Raw genomic sequence first — 15338 nt, 5'->3', positions numbered from 1 at the left:
ACGCCCATCGGTCACAGGCGACCACCGCCTTCATCGCAGCCCACCCGCAGGATTATGCGGCAGCCTATCTGCCGGCCTATGCGCCGGAGCTCAACCCAGAGGAGCAGTGTAATGCCTGTGTCAAGCGCGCCATGGAGAACGCACTGCCCGGATCAGTCGCCGATCTCCATCGCATGGTCCGCCGCGAATGGATGTAGCTTGGGTGGCAAACAAAGCTGAATCCGAGTTCTATCACCTTCAACATTCACTCCTTGCCTATCGCACGGGTGACAGCGGCGTGACTGCCGACGACGTCATTCTCCGGTTCGATATCGTTCAAAGCCGCTTCGGCATGTTGAAGGACGGCAACTTTGGCTCCTTCATCCAAAGCAACGAAGGCACAAAGACGGCGGCTGATCGTATCGAGGAGATCCGCAGGGCCGCAGAGCCATTCATCTATGGCATCGACAAGCCCGGCGCGGCCGCGCAAGCAACCGCCATACTTGAGCCCATCGCAACGATCCTGCCGCATCTGGTGGGAACGGCAAACCAATATGTTGCCGATCTGATTACCGAGGATCATGCAGCTCTGATGAGTTTGCATCGCACTTTCACGTTCATGATGATCGGAATGATCCTCTGCGGCTTCGGGCTGAGTGGCTTCATGAAGCAGCAAAACGATCTGTTGGAGGGTGCTCATGATGAGGTTCAGGATCTGGCCAAGAACCTGACGCACCTTGCCCACCACGACGCCCTGACTGGGTTGGCCTATCGGGTTCTGTTCCGCCAGCGCTTAGACGCTGACCTCAACAGGCTCCGCACCCACGCCGAGCCGCTGACAGTCCTGTATCTCGATCTTGACGGCTTCAAACAAGTCAACGACAAGTTCGGCCATGCGGCCGGTGATGAATTGCTGCGGATCGTCGCAAAGCGACTTCAAAATGCGATCCGGGCCAATGATATTCCTGCCCGCCTTGGTGGCGATGAATTCGCCGTCCTGCTCAGGGATCCTGTGTCGATCGATATTGCCGAGACAGTCTCGCGTCGGATCATCGCAGCGATCAGCGCACCGATTGGACTGGAACGCCAGGAGGTCACAATCGGAACCAGTATCGGGATCTTCATGGCGAAGGATCCCGGATTGACCCGCGACGAGATCATGCGAAGCGCGGACAAAGCCTTGTATCAGGCAAAATCCGAGGGCCGGGGACGATTCCGCTCATTCGATATTGTTTCTCTGCCGGATCAACAGGTGGCTTAAGAAAAAAGCCGATCCTCGCGGACCGGCCTCTTCCATTACGCTGCATCATCGGCCGCGGCCTCGCCCGTATCGTTGGCTTGAAGATCATGCATGAGCAGACCCGCATTCTCGCGGATCTTGCCCTCGATCTGCGCTGCGATCTCCGGGTTTTCCTTCAGGAAGGTCTTGGAGTTTTCGCGGCCCTGCCCCAGGCGCTGGCTGTCGTACGAGAACCAGGCGCCCGACCTCTCGACCACGCCTGCCTTGACGCCGAGGTCGATAAGCTCGCCCATCTTCGAGATGCCTTCGCCGAACATGATGTCGAACTCGACCTGCTTGAACGGCGGAGCCACCTTGTTCTTGACGATCTTCACACGCACCTGATTGCCGATTGGCTCATCGCGATCCTTCAGGGTCGAGATCCGGCGGATGTCGAGGCGCACGGAGGCGTAGAACTTAAGGGCGTTGCCACCCGTCGTCGTCTCCGGACTGCCATAGGTCACGCCGATCTTCATACGGATCTGGTTGATAAAGATCACCAGCGTGTTGGTCCGATTGATGGAACCAGTCAGCTTACGAAGAGCTTGGCTCATGAGCCGGGCCTGAAGGCCGGGGCGGCTCTCACCCATCTCGCCTTCAATTTCGGCCTTCGGGGTCAAGGCAGCGACGGAGTCGATGATCACGACATCGATCGCGCCCGAACGCACCATCGTATCGGCGATCTCCAGCGCTTGCTCACCATGATCGGGCTGAGAAACAATGAGATCATCGAGATTGACGCCGAGTTTACGGGCATAGACCGGGTCAAGGGCGTGCTCCGCGTCGATAAAGGCGCAGACGCCGCCCTTCTTTTGGGCCTCGGCAATGGCATGAAGCGTGAGCGTGGTCTTGCCCGACGACTCCGGCCCATAAATCTCGACGACACGTCCCTTTGGCAGACCGCCGACACCCAGGGCAATATCGAGTCCAAGCGAGCCAGTCGAGATTGTCTCAACCTCCACAACCTGGTCGCCACCCAAGCGCATGATGGCGCCCTTGCCGAAGGCGCGTTCGATCTGCGCGACCGCAGTCTCGATCGCCTTCTTCCTATCCAAGCTCATAAAGGCTCCGCACATTCAAATTGTCGAGGAATGAGGGGAGGCTAACTCAAAGCACCCCAAAAAACCAGAACAAAAAGTGAACTGCGGTGAATTGTCAGCGTGGCCGCTGTCCTGCCTCTCATTCAAGATCGTCGAAACCGTTGGAACAAATCTCTTTACAGAAAGATTTAAGGGTGTATTTTGTCTACAGAAAGGGAAGAGAGATGAGTTCGACAGCGCAACCTGCCCGGATCAGTCAGGATGCAGCCATTGTATCCAAAGCAGCCGTCCGAGCCGCAGAGCGGCTTGAACTTCCCGGCCGCCTGTTCGCTTCCATCATTGGTGTCTCGGAAGCGACCATCTCCCGGATGAAGACTGGCGACTTCGCCTTAGACCGGGACCGGAATGCCTTCCAGCTGTCTCTGCTCTTCGTCCGGCTCTATCGCTCGTTGGACGCCATCGTCGGTGGCAATACCGCCTCGGCGGCATCTTGGTTCAAGAGTCACAACACCGCCCTGAATGCCCGTCCGGTTGACGCAGTCCAATCTATTTCCGGCCTTGTCCATGTCATCGACTATCTCGACTCCCGACGCGCTCCGCTCTGAGTTCCGGCCCTTTAAGGGCCATTGCTGGCGCGTAGTGGAGTCCCAGTACGTCATCTCGACAGTACCTCTTGTCGATACATTGGATGAGCAGGCGCGCCTCGAGGAACTCTTGCATGAGACCAAGCCGCCGGTGCCACCAGCCTGCCGCCACCTCCACCCCCTGCTCTATACACCCTTTCGATATACGCCTCGGCACGGATCCCGTTTCCGCCGAGCCGGACAGCGCGAGGGAGCGTTCTACACGGCAGAGCATGTGGAGACGGCAATCGCCGAAATGGCCTTCTATCGGATCCTTTTCTATGCCGAGGCGCCAGAGTCTCTGATCCCAGCAGGTTTTGCCGAATACACGGCGTTCTCCGTTTCAGTCGCCACCGATGCCCTAATCGATCTGACAGAACGCGGGGATCCTTCCCTCTCCCATCTCAGCGACTACAGCGCGTCTCAGGCCTTTGCCGATCTTGCCCGAGCGGCCGGCGCGACCGGGCTGCGCTCACTGTCAGTCCGCTGCCCCAGAAAGGGAACTGCTTTGACCTGGCTCTCTTGCGAGGTCTTCGATCGCCCAGAGCCGATCCTGCGTCAGACATGGCGCATGCGTCTGACGCGTCTTGGTGTTCAAGCCCTATGCGAAAGTCCTAAGCTAGCGATCCAGTTCGCGCCCGAAGTGATGGCCTCCGATGCACGAACAGCAGCCTTCGCATGGGAGCGGGCCGCATGACGGTCAGGATCACAAGCTGAGGCTCAATTGAGGGCTCTGCGGCTTCTCCTCCGTGTTCAACGTAGACAAGGCGACTCGGAGAAGACGAACGGGTTTCCCAATCGGAAAAACGGACTCCAGCAAACCGATTGCGATCTCCTCTAAGCCACTCCGGCTTTCAACAAGCCCAGTCAGCGCGCGACTGCGGGTAATTTGATGAAAGTCTGCGAACCTGATCTTGAGCGTGACAGTTCGCCCGTTGACCCCTGTTTGATTGCAGTAGCGACAGATCTTGTCGAGGATCGGCTGAAGTGCCGTCTTCATGGGCTCGAACTCCGACAGGTTGACTAAAAGGTGTTCTCGGCGCCAACCGACTTTCGGATGCGGTCTGGACGCACAGGGCGATGATCAATGCCCCTAGCAAGGTTAAACCGGATGTGGATCCCGCCGCCAACGAGAATGCAAGGCGGCAGCGACCTGCACTGTAGGTCCAGGAAGCTCTTGTTCTCTGGCTTTTAGCCGCTGGGACCCGACAGGCGCCATCGCAGCCCGGCTCGCGGTCAATGAACCAGAGGTCAAGCAGCACCTCAAGGCCTTGCTTCTCAAAGCCAGGGCTAAGACCAAGCCTCGTCTGGTGACTCCACCGGCCAACCTCTGATCTAAGCCGATTCCGCCTCATTGAGGAGGATCGCGCTTCACCGCGCGCTCAATCATGTCGATCATTTCAGGCAGCCGATAAGGTTTTGGCAGAAACGGGACACCCGCAGACGCACACATGCCGTGACAGGCGCGGGGGTGGCTGGATGTAAAGACAACCGACAGAAGCGGTTGGAGCGTCAAAGCTGATGCCGCCAGTTCAAATCCGTCCCGGCCGCCGAGGTTGATGTCCGTAAAGAGGACGTCCACGGAAACATCGGCCAAGATCACCTCGGCTTCTTCGGCACTCGCGGCGGTAAACACCTCGAAGCCGGCCTCTGCCAGACCTTCAGCCGCAATCTCACCGATGATCAACTCATCTTCGACCACGAGCACGCGCTGGCGCAGATTCTTCGGAAGGCGAGCTTTAGCCGGGGCTGAGCGGCTCCAAGGGGACAGGATCGGTGTCATGTACGCAACCTCACTGAGCTAGTCCGCTTAGTTAACGACGCGCCTGCCCCGCAGTTCGGCTCCGGCACCCACGAGTGGCCGGTATGGTAAGCAAAGGGTTATCGACCCCATTCGAGCCGACCAAGAGGGCTGTCGTCGAGAGATGACGGCCCTTTTGCCTGGCGCACTCCCAATGCGGGAAACCCCAGAAACATCAATCGAGGACGCCTGAAATGACCCAGGAATTGCATGAGGCCTTCGGGTTCAAGAAAGACGACGTGGTTCAAATGCTGGTCGGAACCAGCGGCTTGGACGCCGATGACAACGAGCTCACGTTCCCGGTCGACGCCGTGGCGATCATTGATCGCATTGATCGCCTCGTGGGATCTCAGGGCATTGCATTCACCCTCGCCATCGAGGCCAAGATCGTCAACGCGTTCGACGAGGGCGATGGGCTCCCGGCCAAGAAGTTCTTCGAGCCGGTGCTCACGGAACGCGACGACACCAAGCGCTCGCTCACGCTCGCCGACGTGAAGGATGCCGACACCTTCACACATGCTGCCTTCGTGCATGGTGAGGATTCTGAAGGTGACCATGAAATCGGGGATTTGCAGGACCTGTTCCGCGCTGCATGGGGGCTCATGACAGAGGAGCAGAGGATCGACTTCCCTTTCACGGACCAAGCGAAAGCCGTCCTGTCGGCCGCTGGTATCCTCGCCGACTGATCCAGCCTCACTCCACTTAGAAGAGAGAAAACATGAATTGCGCTCGACCTACCCGCGCTCAGATGAAATCGATCCACCAGCTGTTTCAGCGCTCACCGAACGGCTGCTCCAGTTATCGAGAGTTTCGGAAGCGGTTCCGGCACATTTCGTTCAACACCATTTTCGGCGGCACCTGGCACGGGATGTTCATCGGCGTCGAAACCGATGGATACCGACATTCTTGAAGCGATATCCAGCCCGTCCTGTAAATCACGGGCCTGGAACAACTGAGATGCACGCTCACGACGCGCGCATCTCGGTCGCTTATCGGGTTACTCGCTCAGGAAAGTCTGCAAGCCTGCAAGATCGTCGGTGTTGATCTTGTCGACGCCGGCCGCCTTCAGCTCTTTCCAGATTGCGTCACGTTGCGGACCCGGCTGGTCGGGTGTCGACCAGAACCGAATGGTCCAGCCCTTTCCATGGGCCGTCTTCACAATGTCCTGCAATTTGGCCTTCTCGGCCGAGGGCATCTCTCCCTCGCCCTTCCAGGTGAACACCTTGGTCCAGTTGTCGCTCAGGAGCGGCATGAAGGATGCCGGCATGTCGGAGGTCAGATCAGGCATGCGGCCATCATAACCGGCATAGCGAACCTTTTCCGAGAGCATGTAGTCTTTCGGGCGGTTGCCGGACACGACCGCAGTGACGGCGCCCGCCTGAACTTTGCCGTCCCGAACGACCGTCAGGATACCTGCATATTTGGCAAGCACCTCGGCCAAAGCTTTGTAGGTTGGCTCACCCTCAGTTTTGACGTCGATCAGGAGCGTAAATCTCTCACTGCCGGGATAGACCCTGCCGCCATTCTCAGCGATGCGCTTCTTCAGCGGGTCCAGGTATAGCGCCTCAAGGGTCCTCTCAGGCTTGATCTGAGCCTCATCGTGCGCCACCAGCAGCTTGCCATCTACAAGCCAAATGTCAGCCTCGACGCCGGTAAAGCCATAGTCGAGCGCATCGAGCAGAGGCCGCTGATGCTCGTAGTCATTGTGAGCATGAGCTTGAGCAAGAGGCTTCACGTCGGCAGCAGAGACCATCGCCGGGGCAAGGGCCAGGACAGCGGCCAGGAGCAGGGTCTTCATGTTTCCTCCAGTAGTTTCATCTACTTGTTAGGGGTGCTGGTCTTCCAAGGATCGGTGACATGCTGATGACGTCGCAGTCCTTAGCCGGCTCATACCCTGGTCTAGGAAATAGGTCCGGGGCGTTGCGAGGCAACTCCGCCGATCTCCCGCCATTTACTATCCTTCTGCCACTTTGTTGCCACGGTTACCTTGCCCAACTAGCCTCCTTCGCGTGATCGGTCGGTCACCGGAGGGCGGAGCAGGACGTTCCGCCGGAGGGGAACTACAAGGGACTAGAGACGAGAATGGCGACTGGGACGGTTAAGTGGTTTAACGAAACCAAGGGTTACGGCTTCATTCAGCCCGACAATGGCGGCAAGGACGTGTTCGTTCATATTTCCGCAGTGGAGCGCGCAGGCCTCCGCGGTCTGAAGGACGGCCAGAAGATCTCCTACGAGATCGAGCAGGACCGCCGGTCGGGCAAAGAGTCTGCGGCCAACCTGCAGGAGGTCTAAGACCTCTCACATTTGCGGATTGCTCCGCCTCAACGAAAAGCCGCCCCATTCCGGGGCGGCTTTTTTATTTTGCCTGTCCAACTGGAGAACCCCATGACAGAGACATCGCCTCCTGACTTCCTCAGCGACGAGCGCTTCATCAACGAGCACCGGAGTGTCTTCGTGATGTTCATGGGGCGTGATGGCTACTCGCCGGAGATGTCGACTGAGGAATTTCCTCGATTGCGTGAGACCGTCAAACTCGATGCTTGTCCCAAAGCCCATCTGCGCCTGCAGCGTACTGGATCCCGCTTTGCTCTCGACCGGCACAAAAAAATGGAGATCGCAGAGATTTATCATAAGGCAGGGGAGCATGCTTATTTTGGCTATTGCGTTGCCCTCGGCATCAACCCTGAGTGATGCGGCGGCCCTGCATCTGCCCATCATCTCCCCTATTATAAATTGGCAGATGTGTACTATCTCAGGTGATAAGCCCCTGAGGACTTGCCTCGGAGAAAAACGCAGTGACCACACGCCTCATGGAGATCCTCGATCGCGACGCTGCCATCATGAGAGCCAAGATCGCTGAGGTCATGCCGGCCGCAGATGGCGAAGCGCAGCAAGCTCGGGAGTTGATGATCCTGCTTCATACAGGGCTCTTCGTCATCCAGCGAGATGAAGGCAGCACCGCCGAAGAGTTACGGGAATTCGCAGGTCAAATCCTTGACCGGACGCGGATCACCAGGCAGTAGCAGCCGAAATAATCCTGTGAGTTTCGGCGGGCCTAAATCTTTGCCAAGATTCTGGTAACCCAGTCGGCTATCCAAAACCCTCGCAGTCACACTGAAAGCCGCCGCCGACTGCCGGATAAGGGAATGTTTCGCTACCTCTGGAGACATAAGGCGTTCAGCGCCGTACTGCTCTTGCTCTTCGGCATCGGCTTGTATCTCCAGCCGATCGCCGCCTGGATTGGGTTCGCGCTGCTGCTATTCCTGCGCCTGACCAGGGTCCATTCGTTTCTGCTCATCTATGACCTGACGGACCGGGCGGCCCTGACACATGTCAGGACCTTAGCCACCAAACGCGCCCATATGCTTTCACCAGACGAATATGGGAACGTCTCTGAGGAGACCTGGGACAGGCACCTCAACACCTTCATCAAGAAGACGCTCGCGCCAGAGTTCCAGCGCAGGAGGGTCGAGCATCTCCTAGCCAAGGATCCGAAGCGGTACGCGGCCCGCTTGAGGACCTAGAGCGGTGCAGGTGATCGCCGAGCGTTCTCCCGACGAAGTCTCGGTGCCCCTGAGCCGCGCAGTGGCCCGCCCAGGACCTGACAGGCTCCCGTCAATCCGGACGCTTTGATCCGGGAACGTCCATGTGAAACGCTGCCCTCTCTGCTTCCAATTGCCCGGCCATTCGCCCGGTTTGGTTCGGGAGGCATCGAAAATGTAGGGGCTCACCTCACCGTTCTCGAACTCCCCTCCTCCAACGCCGCCCCCGGATAGAAGGTGATCACGAACCGGGATCGATCAGAGGCGCGGGTGCATTGCCAGAGGGAGCCAGCAAGCCTCAATCTGTCGGCGATCGCCGGTTGTTGAGACGCCAGAACAATCCCGATCGCGGCGAGCAGAAAGCTTCACATGGGCAGTCTCTGATCGAGGGCGGAGCCGCACCCTAGGCGAAGTTCCTTACCGAAACTTATCAGCCGGTGGGATTGGAGCGATCGGGGTTGCCACCGCTGCTTTCAAGAAAGCACACCAGGGCGAAGAGGCTAATCACCGCCGCCAGCTCTGCCCCAGACAGGAGCCAGGAGGGAGCACTCGCCCGCAGCGGCCTGATGGCCGCCAACGAGAGGAGGAAAGTAACCAATGTGCTCCACATCAACATGCGAAACCGCCCTTTAGAACGGGATCAAGCACTAACCCATTGGATATGAACAGCCAATGGCAGGTTCGTGGCATAACTAAGGAAAGCTTATGCGGCCGCACCCGGTCACCATTTTTACAAGACCTGGTCGAACTTTAGCCTGTCCCAACAGTAATGACACATTAGCATTTTGCTTCGACCCGGATTTCGTGATCTGCCATGATCCCCTCGAAGGGCTCAGGCCTGTGGATCGCGTAGCCCTGGGCGAAAGTGATCCCCATGGACGAGACCAATTCGAAGGTCGCTTGGTCCTCGACGAACTCGGCAACCGTCTGTGCGCCCAGTTCTTTGGCAATCTGGTGAATGGATTTGACGATGTAGCGATCCACCGCGTTCGTCGTCATGTTGTGAACGAAGCTGCCATCAATTTTGACCATATCGACCGGGAACTGGCGCAGGTAGTTGAACGAACTCAGGCCTACGCCGAAATCATCTAGCGCAATCTGGCATCCGATTTCTCGTAGCTTGCTGACTGTCTTCGCTGCCACGGCCATATTGCTGACCACGGTGGTTTCCGTGATCTCAAAGACCAGGATTTCTGGCGCGACGCCGGAAACCTCAAGGACCTCGCACACGTAGGCCACGAACGAAGCATCACCGATTGAGGCTGCCGACAGGTTGAGGTGGATCTGGGGATGCTGGTCAAGGCCCCCTGCCCGTCCAAGAAAGGTCAGCGCTTCCCGGACCACCCAACGGTCGATAGCTCCAATGAGATCATACCGTTCCGCCGCCGGAACAAACACAGACGGCGGGATGATCGTCCCATCCCTGTCTAGCATCCGCACCAAGACCTCATACCGCTGCTGGGTCGGATCCGCGCACGCGACAATCCTTTGAGCAAACAGCCGGAGCCGACCCTCTTCTATGGCCAGTTTGATCCCGGCAGCGACCGCGATCTCGCGGTGGCGATCAACCGCTTCGCTCTGCTCGGGTCTGTAGATGCTGACCCGGTTCCGACCGGCCATTTTGGCGGTCAGGCAGGCAACATCCGCCTGAGCGAGGACCGCGCTTGGGGAGCGGGTGCTCGGCGTGATCTCGGTCACCCCGATGCTCGCGCCGACACTATAGCTGCGATCCTCCCAGGGGAACTGGATCGCACCGAGCGCGGTATTGAGCTCCTCGAGGATCAGTGTCGCATCATCGAGCGAGCACCCAAGCAGGATGATGCCAAACTCATCCCCGCCGAGCCGGCCAATCACATCGCCCTCGCGCAGGTAACTCGGTAAGGCCCCTGCCACCCCTCGCAACAAGGCGTCGCCGGCCACATGACCGGCGGAATCGTTGATGATCTTCAGCCGGTCGAGATCCACAAAGGCCAGGGCATGCTTGATGCCGGTATCACGGCTTTCCGCCAGAGCCTCTTCAAGCCTCTGCTCGAAGGCTGATCGATTCAGAAGACCGGTCAGTTCGTCATGGGTCGCGTTATATCTGAGCCGCTCCTCGGCTTCGCGCCGGGCCGTGATATCCTGAAATTGCACAATCATATAGGCGGGCTTGCCTGCCTCGTCCCGTAGGAGAGAGGCGGACCTGAGGACCCACACCTCCGTACCATCCTTGCGCACCAGACGGCGTTCGCTCTCGATGACGTCGATCTCGCCTCTCAAGAGACGATCGTCGTCCGGCGGATCGTCATCCGGAGGCGTCAGGTCGGCCGCCGTCTTCGACAGCATCTCCCGTTCGGAAAACCCGAACAACCGGCAGAAGGCCGGATTGACCTTGAACACGGTTCCGTCGAGGTGCAGAAGCGCCGTCCCGATGCCTGCGCCCTTCATGGCTCCGCGGAAGAGCGCTTCGTTGTGCAAGGCCTCCTGGTGCGCCGCTCGCCGCCAGCGGAACTCGCGGCCCAGGCTCAGAGCCAGGGCGATCATGGCCCCGGTCAGGGCCAGCACGATGCCGCCGATCGTCAGAGCTCGGCTTCGCCAGGCGGCATAGACATCCTGCAGGGAGCGTCCGACGCTGATCGTCAGCGGGTAATCCCCGATCTGGGTGAAGGTGTACAGCCGCGGAATACCATCGAGTGGAGACGTGGTCGCCTCGTACGACCCTGAGCGCTGCTGCGGGTAGTAACGATAGAGCTCCGCCCCACTGACGTCCGTGCCGAGATGCTTTTCGTTCAACGGCTGCCGCACGAGCAGCCTCTTGTCCGCGCGCATGAGCGACATGGAGCCATTCGGTCCCAGGTCCATCCTGCCGAACAGATCGGTGAAGTAGTCCAAGCCTAGGCCGACATACGCAATCCCAGCGAACCGGCCATCCGGGTGAGAAAGCCGCCGACTGAACACAATACCCCATCCAAGGCCAACCGGGCTCTTGATCGGTAGCGAAACGTAGAGCCCGATATCCGGGCGATCACGGTGGACGGTAAAATACTGTTGTTTAGAGAGGTTGATGATATTCGGATCCGTGAAACGAGAGTGATATCTCAGCTTTCCGTTTTCATCGACGACGGCAATGGCGGCGAGATATTGCGCCGTCGCAACCTGATCGAACAGCAACTGGCGCTGAAGATCAGAACCCAGTTCGGTGAAGCCTGGCTGAGTGACCCGATCGATGACCTTCTGGATCGTCAGATCGATGATCTCGATGTTGCGGGAAATATCTCGGCTCACCGAGGCAACAAGATTACTTGACGCTGCCTTAGCTTGGTCGGACGCGTTCCCCCGTTCATCGTAGACGAGGGCCGCACAAAACATGTTGAAGACCACAGCCAGAACCATAATGTTCAGGACCGGGTGGCGAGCAAGCAGGTTCTTACACCAGGAAATGGAGGTCACGAGGCAATTTCTTGGACATGAGCATCGGGCGGGACTTCAACGACATCTGTGCATCACAGGCCACAATCCGGCCCTGATCGGAATAAGCCAGATAAGCCTCTGGAAATCCATTCGACAAAGGAAATGGGGTAAATGATCGCGCCAGGATCGGAAGCGGTAAGAGCCTCGGCGCACGTTGTGTTGTGAAACTCGTCCCGAGACACGTTGAGCCGGCCTTATACGATGCCCCATGCCCGGTAACGGGTTCGGCCGGTCAGCTTCCGTGGGAGGGCCCCACCCAGCTGATGCAGCATGAGGTCCACGGCTTTTTGGGTGACCTTCAGGAGCTTGGCGCCGAGCGGCACCGTCACGAGTGGGCGCGATAAGAACAGATCGACCAACTCCGGCAGTTTCGAGTTGGATCGGGTCTTGGCCGTGACCCGCCCCATCAATTCTCTGGCCAGGATCAGCCTCTCCAGATCCTTGTTCGCGATCTCCAAGGCCTCCTCGGCGACACTGCAAAAGCCATCGAGTTTCTCCTTGGCCCTTCCCCTGCCCTGCGGGCGGAACTTCGACTGCTTGAAGCCGGCCGCGAGCGGGAGAAGGTGGTTGGTCAGCCCTCTGGCCCTCAGAATAGACGCAGCCATTGTCAGCCCCAGCCATGGCAAGCGGGTATAGAGGTTGAGATCCAGCCACGCGTTCCATGCCACGGCCGCTGCGGCAACCGCCGGCCAATGGGAGGTCCGTTTGACGAGATCGAGCCACAAGTCCTCGGCTTCCGCCTCGTCCTGATCCGGGTCATAGACCAGGTGCGACCGGCTCTTGGGCAGCGGGGTTTCTCCTTCGAGTACCCTCGTGGTGCGATCCAAGACGGCGTCGATTTCAGCGAAATGCGCTTTCCACGGGTCTGCATCATTGGCGAAAGCCCGGTAAGCCTCATCATCATCCGGATCGGGCCGCTTGCGTCTCGATGCCGTCGGCGCTTCCGAGCCGATCCCGCCAACACCCCTCAGGGCCGCTAGTCCATCGAAAGACACTGGCCATGGGGCTTTTCGGGCCATCGCCGTCCGCCGGGACCTGAGGGCGGCCGCAGCCCGGGTGAGTTCGTGCGTCGGGCTGCGCACGTCCATTCCGGCGTCATGCAGCACCAGATCGCCGACGTCGACCAGATGGCCATCGAGCATGAGGGCTCGGACGGCTTCGGTCATATCGCAGCGGGACTGCCACCCGGCGGCCAAGCCCGAGGCCTCTAACCGGGCCTCGAAGCGGAGAATGGCGATCGTGAGCTGCTCGAGACGACCGGCGATGCTCTCCCACGGCAACTCCGGCACCGGAAGGGCGGGCGCGTCCAGACGCTCAAGATCGGTGAAGTTCATCGGATGGATCCGTCGCAAATATTTTGTTTCAGAGTTTCAGTCACTGGGACGTTGGTCACAGTAGTGGAGGACACGGTGTTCAAAGGCAGGCATTTTGACCGGTCGGTGATCCTGCTCTGCGTCCGGTGGTATCTGGCTTACAACCTCAGCCTCCGAAATTCGGAGGAGATGATGGCCAAGCGGGGGATCTCGGTCGATCACGCGACCATTCACAGATGGGTTGTCCGGTACTCGCCCGAACTTCTGAAGCGCTTCAATGCACGCAAGCGAGCCGTTACTGGCAGGTGGAACATCGACGAGACCTACATCAAGGTGCGCGGGCGTTGGACGTATCTCTACCGGGCCATCGACAACCATGGCGACACGGTCGAGTTCTGGTTCAGCGAACGACGTGACCTCATTGCTGCCAGACGGTTTCTGCGCACGACGCCGAAGCGCCACGGCCGACCCGAACGGATCGTCATCGACGGCAGCCAGACCAACCGGGAAGCCATCCTGTCGTGTGATGCCGAGAGCCGTCTTCAGGAGCGTTCTCGACGCAGGCTCAAGCCGATCAGGATCAGGCAGAGTCAATACCTCACGGATGTATTTGACAAGGCGTCTCGAGCTCGATGGGTGCATTTTTCTTATCCTCAGTTGGTTTTGCGGCAGGCGCTGTCCCCATATTGAGCGGCGGGACCTGGGGTTGATCGCGTCATCGCCTGACGAGAGGCTCGCCAGGTTTCCCTGGGGCAAGTGCGCGCAAGATGCCCGAGCCCACCGGCGAGTGGATCGACAGGGCTGGTTCTGCTATAGTGGACGGGCTCGGGTGACCCCGGAGCGAAGAGCAGGGCGTGAGGTTGCAACCCTGTCGCGCAGCATAGGACCGTCGCACCTCATTGGCGGCACCCGAGCACCCCTTCGGTGATCGTTGTTTCCAGTCGGCCACAAACCGCCGGTAAGCTTCTTCGGCCTGGCCGACCATCTCCCGCTCTGCCTCACGCACCGCCTTCTTGCTGTATGCGGCGGCGGATCCTCTTTGCCGGCCACCCCGGTGCGATCGATGCCCCGCTGCCAGTTCCAAGTGCCGCAGTTTCCACTGCAGCAGCGCCGGCCGGCTCCAGGTGTAATCTTCATCCTTGCTCAGCATATGCCAGACGATCACCGCCAGCTTGCGTGCCGTTGCCACCGCCGCGACGGACTTGCCGCGCTTGTTCCTGATGCGGATGAAGAAGGCCCGCAGGGGGCCTGGTACGCCGGAGATCACCCAGGCTGCCTCGACCAGCATCGAGCGGGCATGAGCCCGCCCCTGTTTGCTGATGCGCCTATGATAAGCGGGCTTGTCGCCTGATTGCCGCACCTTCGGATTGAGGCCGAAGTAGCTCACCAGCTTTTGCGGCGAGGAGAAGCGTTTGATGTCGCCGATCGCTGCCAGGACGCTCATAGCCACCGTGGCATTCACCCCCGTGATCGTCATCAGCCGTCTGTCCTGCGGATCATCGAGCGCCTTCTGGGCGAGGCTCTTGTCCAGCTCCGCGAGCTCGGTCCCAAGCCGATCCAGCTCACCGGCATGGCGCAGGATCACCCGGCGCTGATCCTCTGCGAGCGGAAGGGCCTCTAGCCAGGCCCTTCCGCGTTTCGCGAACAGGCTGCCTTGATAGGGTGGGATCAGGTGAGCGTGCAGAACCGCGTGGATCCGGTTCTTGAGGCGGGTCATCTGCGCGACCAGCTGGGTGCGTTCGGCCGTGACACGGCGGCGGGCCTCGGTCTCCTCGTCCGGCATCCAGACCTCAGGCAGGAACCCGCTGGCATGGAGCTTCGCCAGCACGCGAGCATCGATCCTGTCGGTCTTGACCTTGGCCCAGGCGATCGCCCGCACCAGGTTGGAGTTGGCAATCACCACCCGCGCCACGAAGGGCGACAGCAGGCGCACGATGGCGCTGGTGTTGCCGGTCGCCTCCAGCACGACCTCGTCGTCCGGCCTCAGCGACCCGGCAAAGCGCAACAGGCGGCTGCGTTCGAGATCGACCTTGCCGGCATCCCGGATAACTCCCTTCTCCAGGATTGCCACCTGGGCAAAGGACCGATGAACATCGAGAGCAATGATCCTCATCTCCGGCTCCTGTAGCTTAAGCAACTTCGGGAGCCAGTGGGCCACACGACAACTACGGATCCGCGCTCGCATAAGGCGCGGCGATCAGGGTGGAAGTTGAGCGGCGATCAGAATGAGAGGTGACGGTGCGATCCGTACGGATCGCACCGTCTGGCCGTCGCGGCCGACCGGGTAAGGAACAGGCTTCTTCACGACCAA

At 59.5% G+C, this 15338-nt stretch carries 15 protein-coding genes and 2 pseudogenes; 10 read left to right on the top strand and 7 right to left on the bottom strand.

Annotated features, from left to right (window positions below; translation table 11 throughout):
* Together NF876_RS42110 and NF876_RS42105 are read left to right on the top strand one after the other, a co-directional pair.
* Nucleotides 1-197, top strand: a 197-nt coding sequence (locus NF876_RS42110; protein ID WP_262273620.1) for a transposase, incomplete at its 5' end; no start/stop codon positions are given.
* A gap of 5 nt (nt 198-202) precedes the next feature.
* On the top strand, nt 203-1240 hold the full coding sequence (locus NF876_RS42105) for a GGDEF domain-containing protein (protein WP_262273619.1): 1038 nt from the start codon (nt 203-205) through the stop codon (nt 1238-1240).
* Between the two features lie 35 nt (nt 1241-1275).
* Here the strand turns inward: NF876_RS42105 and recA are convergent, their stop codons facing one another.
* On the bottom strand, nt 1276-2319 hold the full coding sequence (gene recA, locus NF876_RS42100) for a recombinase RecA (RefSeq protein ID WP_262273618.1): 1044 nt from the start codon (nt 2317-2319) through the stop codon (nt 1276-1278).
* 173 nt (nt 2320-2492) lie between these two features.
* Between recA and NF876_RS42095 the strand changes: the two genes are divergently transcribed.
* Both NF876_RS42095 and NF876_RS42090 read left to right on the top strand, forming a co-directional pair.
* On the top strand, nt 2493-2903 hold the full coding sequence (locus tag NF876_RS42095) for an antitoxin Xre/MbcA/ParS toxin-binding domain-containing protein (RefSeq protein WP_315975129.1): 411 nt from the start codon (nt 2493-2495) through the stop codon (nt 2901-2903).
* The gene (locus NF876_RS42090) at nt 2818-3618 is read left to right on the top strand and encodes an RES family NAD+ phosphorylase (protein ID WP_315975128.1); all 801 of its coding nucleotides are present in this window, start codon (nt 2818-2820) and stop codon (nt 3616-3618) included. The genes NF876_RS42095 and NF876_RS42090 overlap by 86 nt, the downstream gene beginning before the upstream one ends.
* Nucleotides 3619-3627: 9 nt before the next feature.
* Here the strand turns inward: NF876_RS42090 and NF876_RS42085 are convergent, their stop codons facing one another.
* Together NF876_RS42085 and NF876_RS42080 are read right to left on the bottom strand one after the other, a co-directional pair.
* A complete protein-coding gene (locus NF876_RS42085) occupies nt 3628-3939 on the bottom strand; it encodes a DinB/UmuC family translesion DNA polymerase (RefSeq protein WP_315975130.1) in 312 nt (103 codons plus the stop codon).
* A 333-nt stretch (nt 3940-4272) separates the two neighbouring features.
* On the bottom strand, nt 4273-4704 hold the full coding sequence (locus NF876_RS42080; protein ID WP_262273616.1) for a response regulator: 432 nt from the start codon (nt 4702-4704) through the stop codon (nt 4273-4275).
* A 212-nt stretch (nt 4705-4916) separates the two neighbouring features.
* Here NF876_RS42080 and NF876_RS42075 point away from each other — a divergent pair, with 212 nt between their 5' ends.
* Entirely contained in the window at nt 4917-5408 is a 492-nt protein-coding gene (locus NF876_RS42075) for a hypothetical protein (protein ID WP_262273615.1), read from the top strand.
* 311 nt (nt 5409-5719) lie between these two features.
* On the opposite strand, the gene NF876_RS42070 is transcribed toward NF876_RS42075, so the two are convergent.
* Entirely contained in the window at nt 5720-6520 is an 801-nt protein-coding gene (locus NF876_RS42070) for a phosphatidylinositol-specific phospholipase C/glycerophosphodiester phosphodiesterase family protein (protein ID WP_262273614.1), read from the bottom strand.
* Between the two features lie 284 nt (nt 6521-6804).
* Here NF876_RS42070 and NF876_RS42065 point away from each other — a divergent pair, with 284 nt between their 5' ends.
* From NF876_RS42065 to NF876_RS42050, 4 genes are all read left to right on the top strand, one after another.
* Complete coding sequence (locus tag NF876_RS42065; RefSeq protein WP_114946528.1) at nt 6805-7014, top strand: cold-shock protein; 210 nt, start codon at nt 6805-6807, stop codon at nt 7012-7014.
* A 93-nt stretch (nt 7015-7107) separates the two neighbouring features.
* Nucleotides 7108-7413 (top strand): hypothetical protein, encoded by a 306-nt coding sequence (locus tag NF876_RS42060; RefSeq protein WP_262273613.1) that lies wholly within the window; start codon nt 7108-7110, stop codon nt 7411-7413.
* A gap of 104 nt (nt 7414-7517) precedes the next feature.
* On the top strand, nt 7518-7745 hold the full coding sequence (locus NF876_RS42055) for a hypothetical protein (RefSeq protein WP_262273612.1): 228 nt from the start codon (nt 7518-7520) through the stop codon (nt 7743-7745).
* 123 nt (nt 7746-7868) lie between these two features.
* Complete coding sequence (locus tag NF876_RS42050) at nt 7869-8246, top strand: hypothetical protein (protein WP_262273611.1); 378 nt, start codon at nt 7869-7871, stop codon at nt 8244-8246.
* Nucleotides 8247-9041: 795 nt separating this feature from the next.
* Here the strand turns inward: NF876_RS42050 and NF876_RS42045 are convergent.
* Both NF876_RS42045 and NF876_RS42040 read right to left on the bottom strand, forming a co-directional pair.
* Nucleotides 9042-11693 (bottom strand): EAL domain-containing protein, encoded by a 2652-nt coding sequence (locus NF876_RS42045; protein WP_262273610.1) that lies wholly within the window; start codon nt 11691-11693, stop codon nt 9042-9044.
* A 215-nt stretch (nt 11694-11908) separates the two neighbouring features.
* Nucleotides 11909-13048 (bottom strand): RHE_PE00001 family protein, encoded by a 1140-nt coding sequence (locus NF876_RS42040; protein WP_262273609.1) that lies wholly within the window; start codon nt 13046-13048, stop codon nt 11909-11911.
* A gap of 75 nt (nt 13049-13123) precedes the next feature.
* Between NF876_RS42040 and NF876_RS42035 the strand changes: the two are divergent.
* Nucleotides 13124-13657: pseudogene (locus tag NF876_RS42035) on the top strand (IS6 family transposase); the annotation flags it as partial.
* A gap of 277 nt (nt 13658-13934) precedes the next feature.
* On the opposite strand, the pseudogene NF876_RS42030 reads toward NF876_RS42035, so the two are convergent.
* Nucleotides 13935-15140: pseudogene (locus NF876_RS42030) on the bottom strand (IS110 family RNA-guided transposase); the annotation flags it as partial.
* Between the last annotated feature and the right edge of the window lie 198 nt (nt 15141-15338).

It is taken from the genome of Microvirga yunnanensis, from assembly GCF_025460875.1.
Note: the sequence above shows the minus strand (reverse complement) of the source record. Positions and strands in the feature narration are given on the sequence as shown.

Excerpts from the sequence above, each read along its gene's own strand:
- recA (WP_262273618.1), bottom strand. The coding sequence starts at position 2,319 with ATGAGCTTGGATAGGAAGAAGGCGATCGAGACTGCGGTCGCGCAGATC.
- NF876_RS42090 (WP_315975128.1), top strand. The coding sequence starts at position 2,818 with ATGCCCGTCCGGTTGACGCAGTCCAATCTATTTCCGGCCTTGTCCATG.
- NF876_RS42080 (WP_262273616.1), bottom strand. The coding sequence starts at position 4,704 with ATGACACCGATCCTGTCCCCTTGGAGCCGCTCAGCCCCGGCTAAAGCT.
- NF876_RS42075 (WP_262273615.1), top strand. The coding sequence starts at position 4,917 with ATGACCCAGGAATTGCATGAGGCCTTCGGGTTCAAGAAAGACGACGTG.
- NF876_RS42070 (WP_262273614.1), bottom strand. The coding sequence starts at position 6,520 with ATGAAGACCCTGCTCCTGGCCGCTGTCCTGGCCCTTGCCCCGGCGATG.
- NF876_RS42065 (WP_114946528.1), top strand. The coding sequence starts at position 6,805 with ATGGCGACTGGGACGGTTAAGTGGTTTAACGAAACCAAGGGTTACGGC.
- NF876_RS42060 (WP_262273613.1), top strand. The coding sequence starts at position 7,108 with ATGACAGAGACATCGCCTCCTGACTTCCTCAGCGACGAGCGCTTCATC.
- NF876_RS42050 (WP_262273611.1), top strand. The coding sequence starts at position 7,869 with ATGTTTCGCTACCTCTGGAGACATAAGGCGTTCAGCGCCGTACTGCTC.
- NF876_RS42040 (WP_262273609.1), bottom strand. The coding sequence starts at position 13,048 with ATGAACTTCACCGATCTTGAGCGTCTGGACGCGCCCGCCCTTCCGGTG.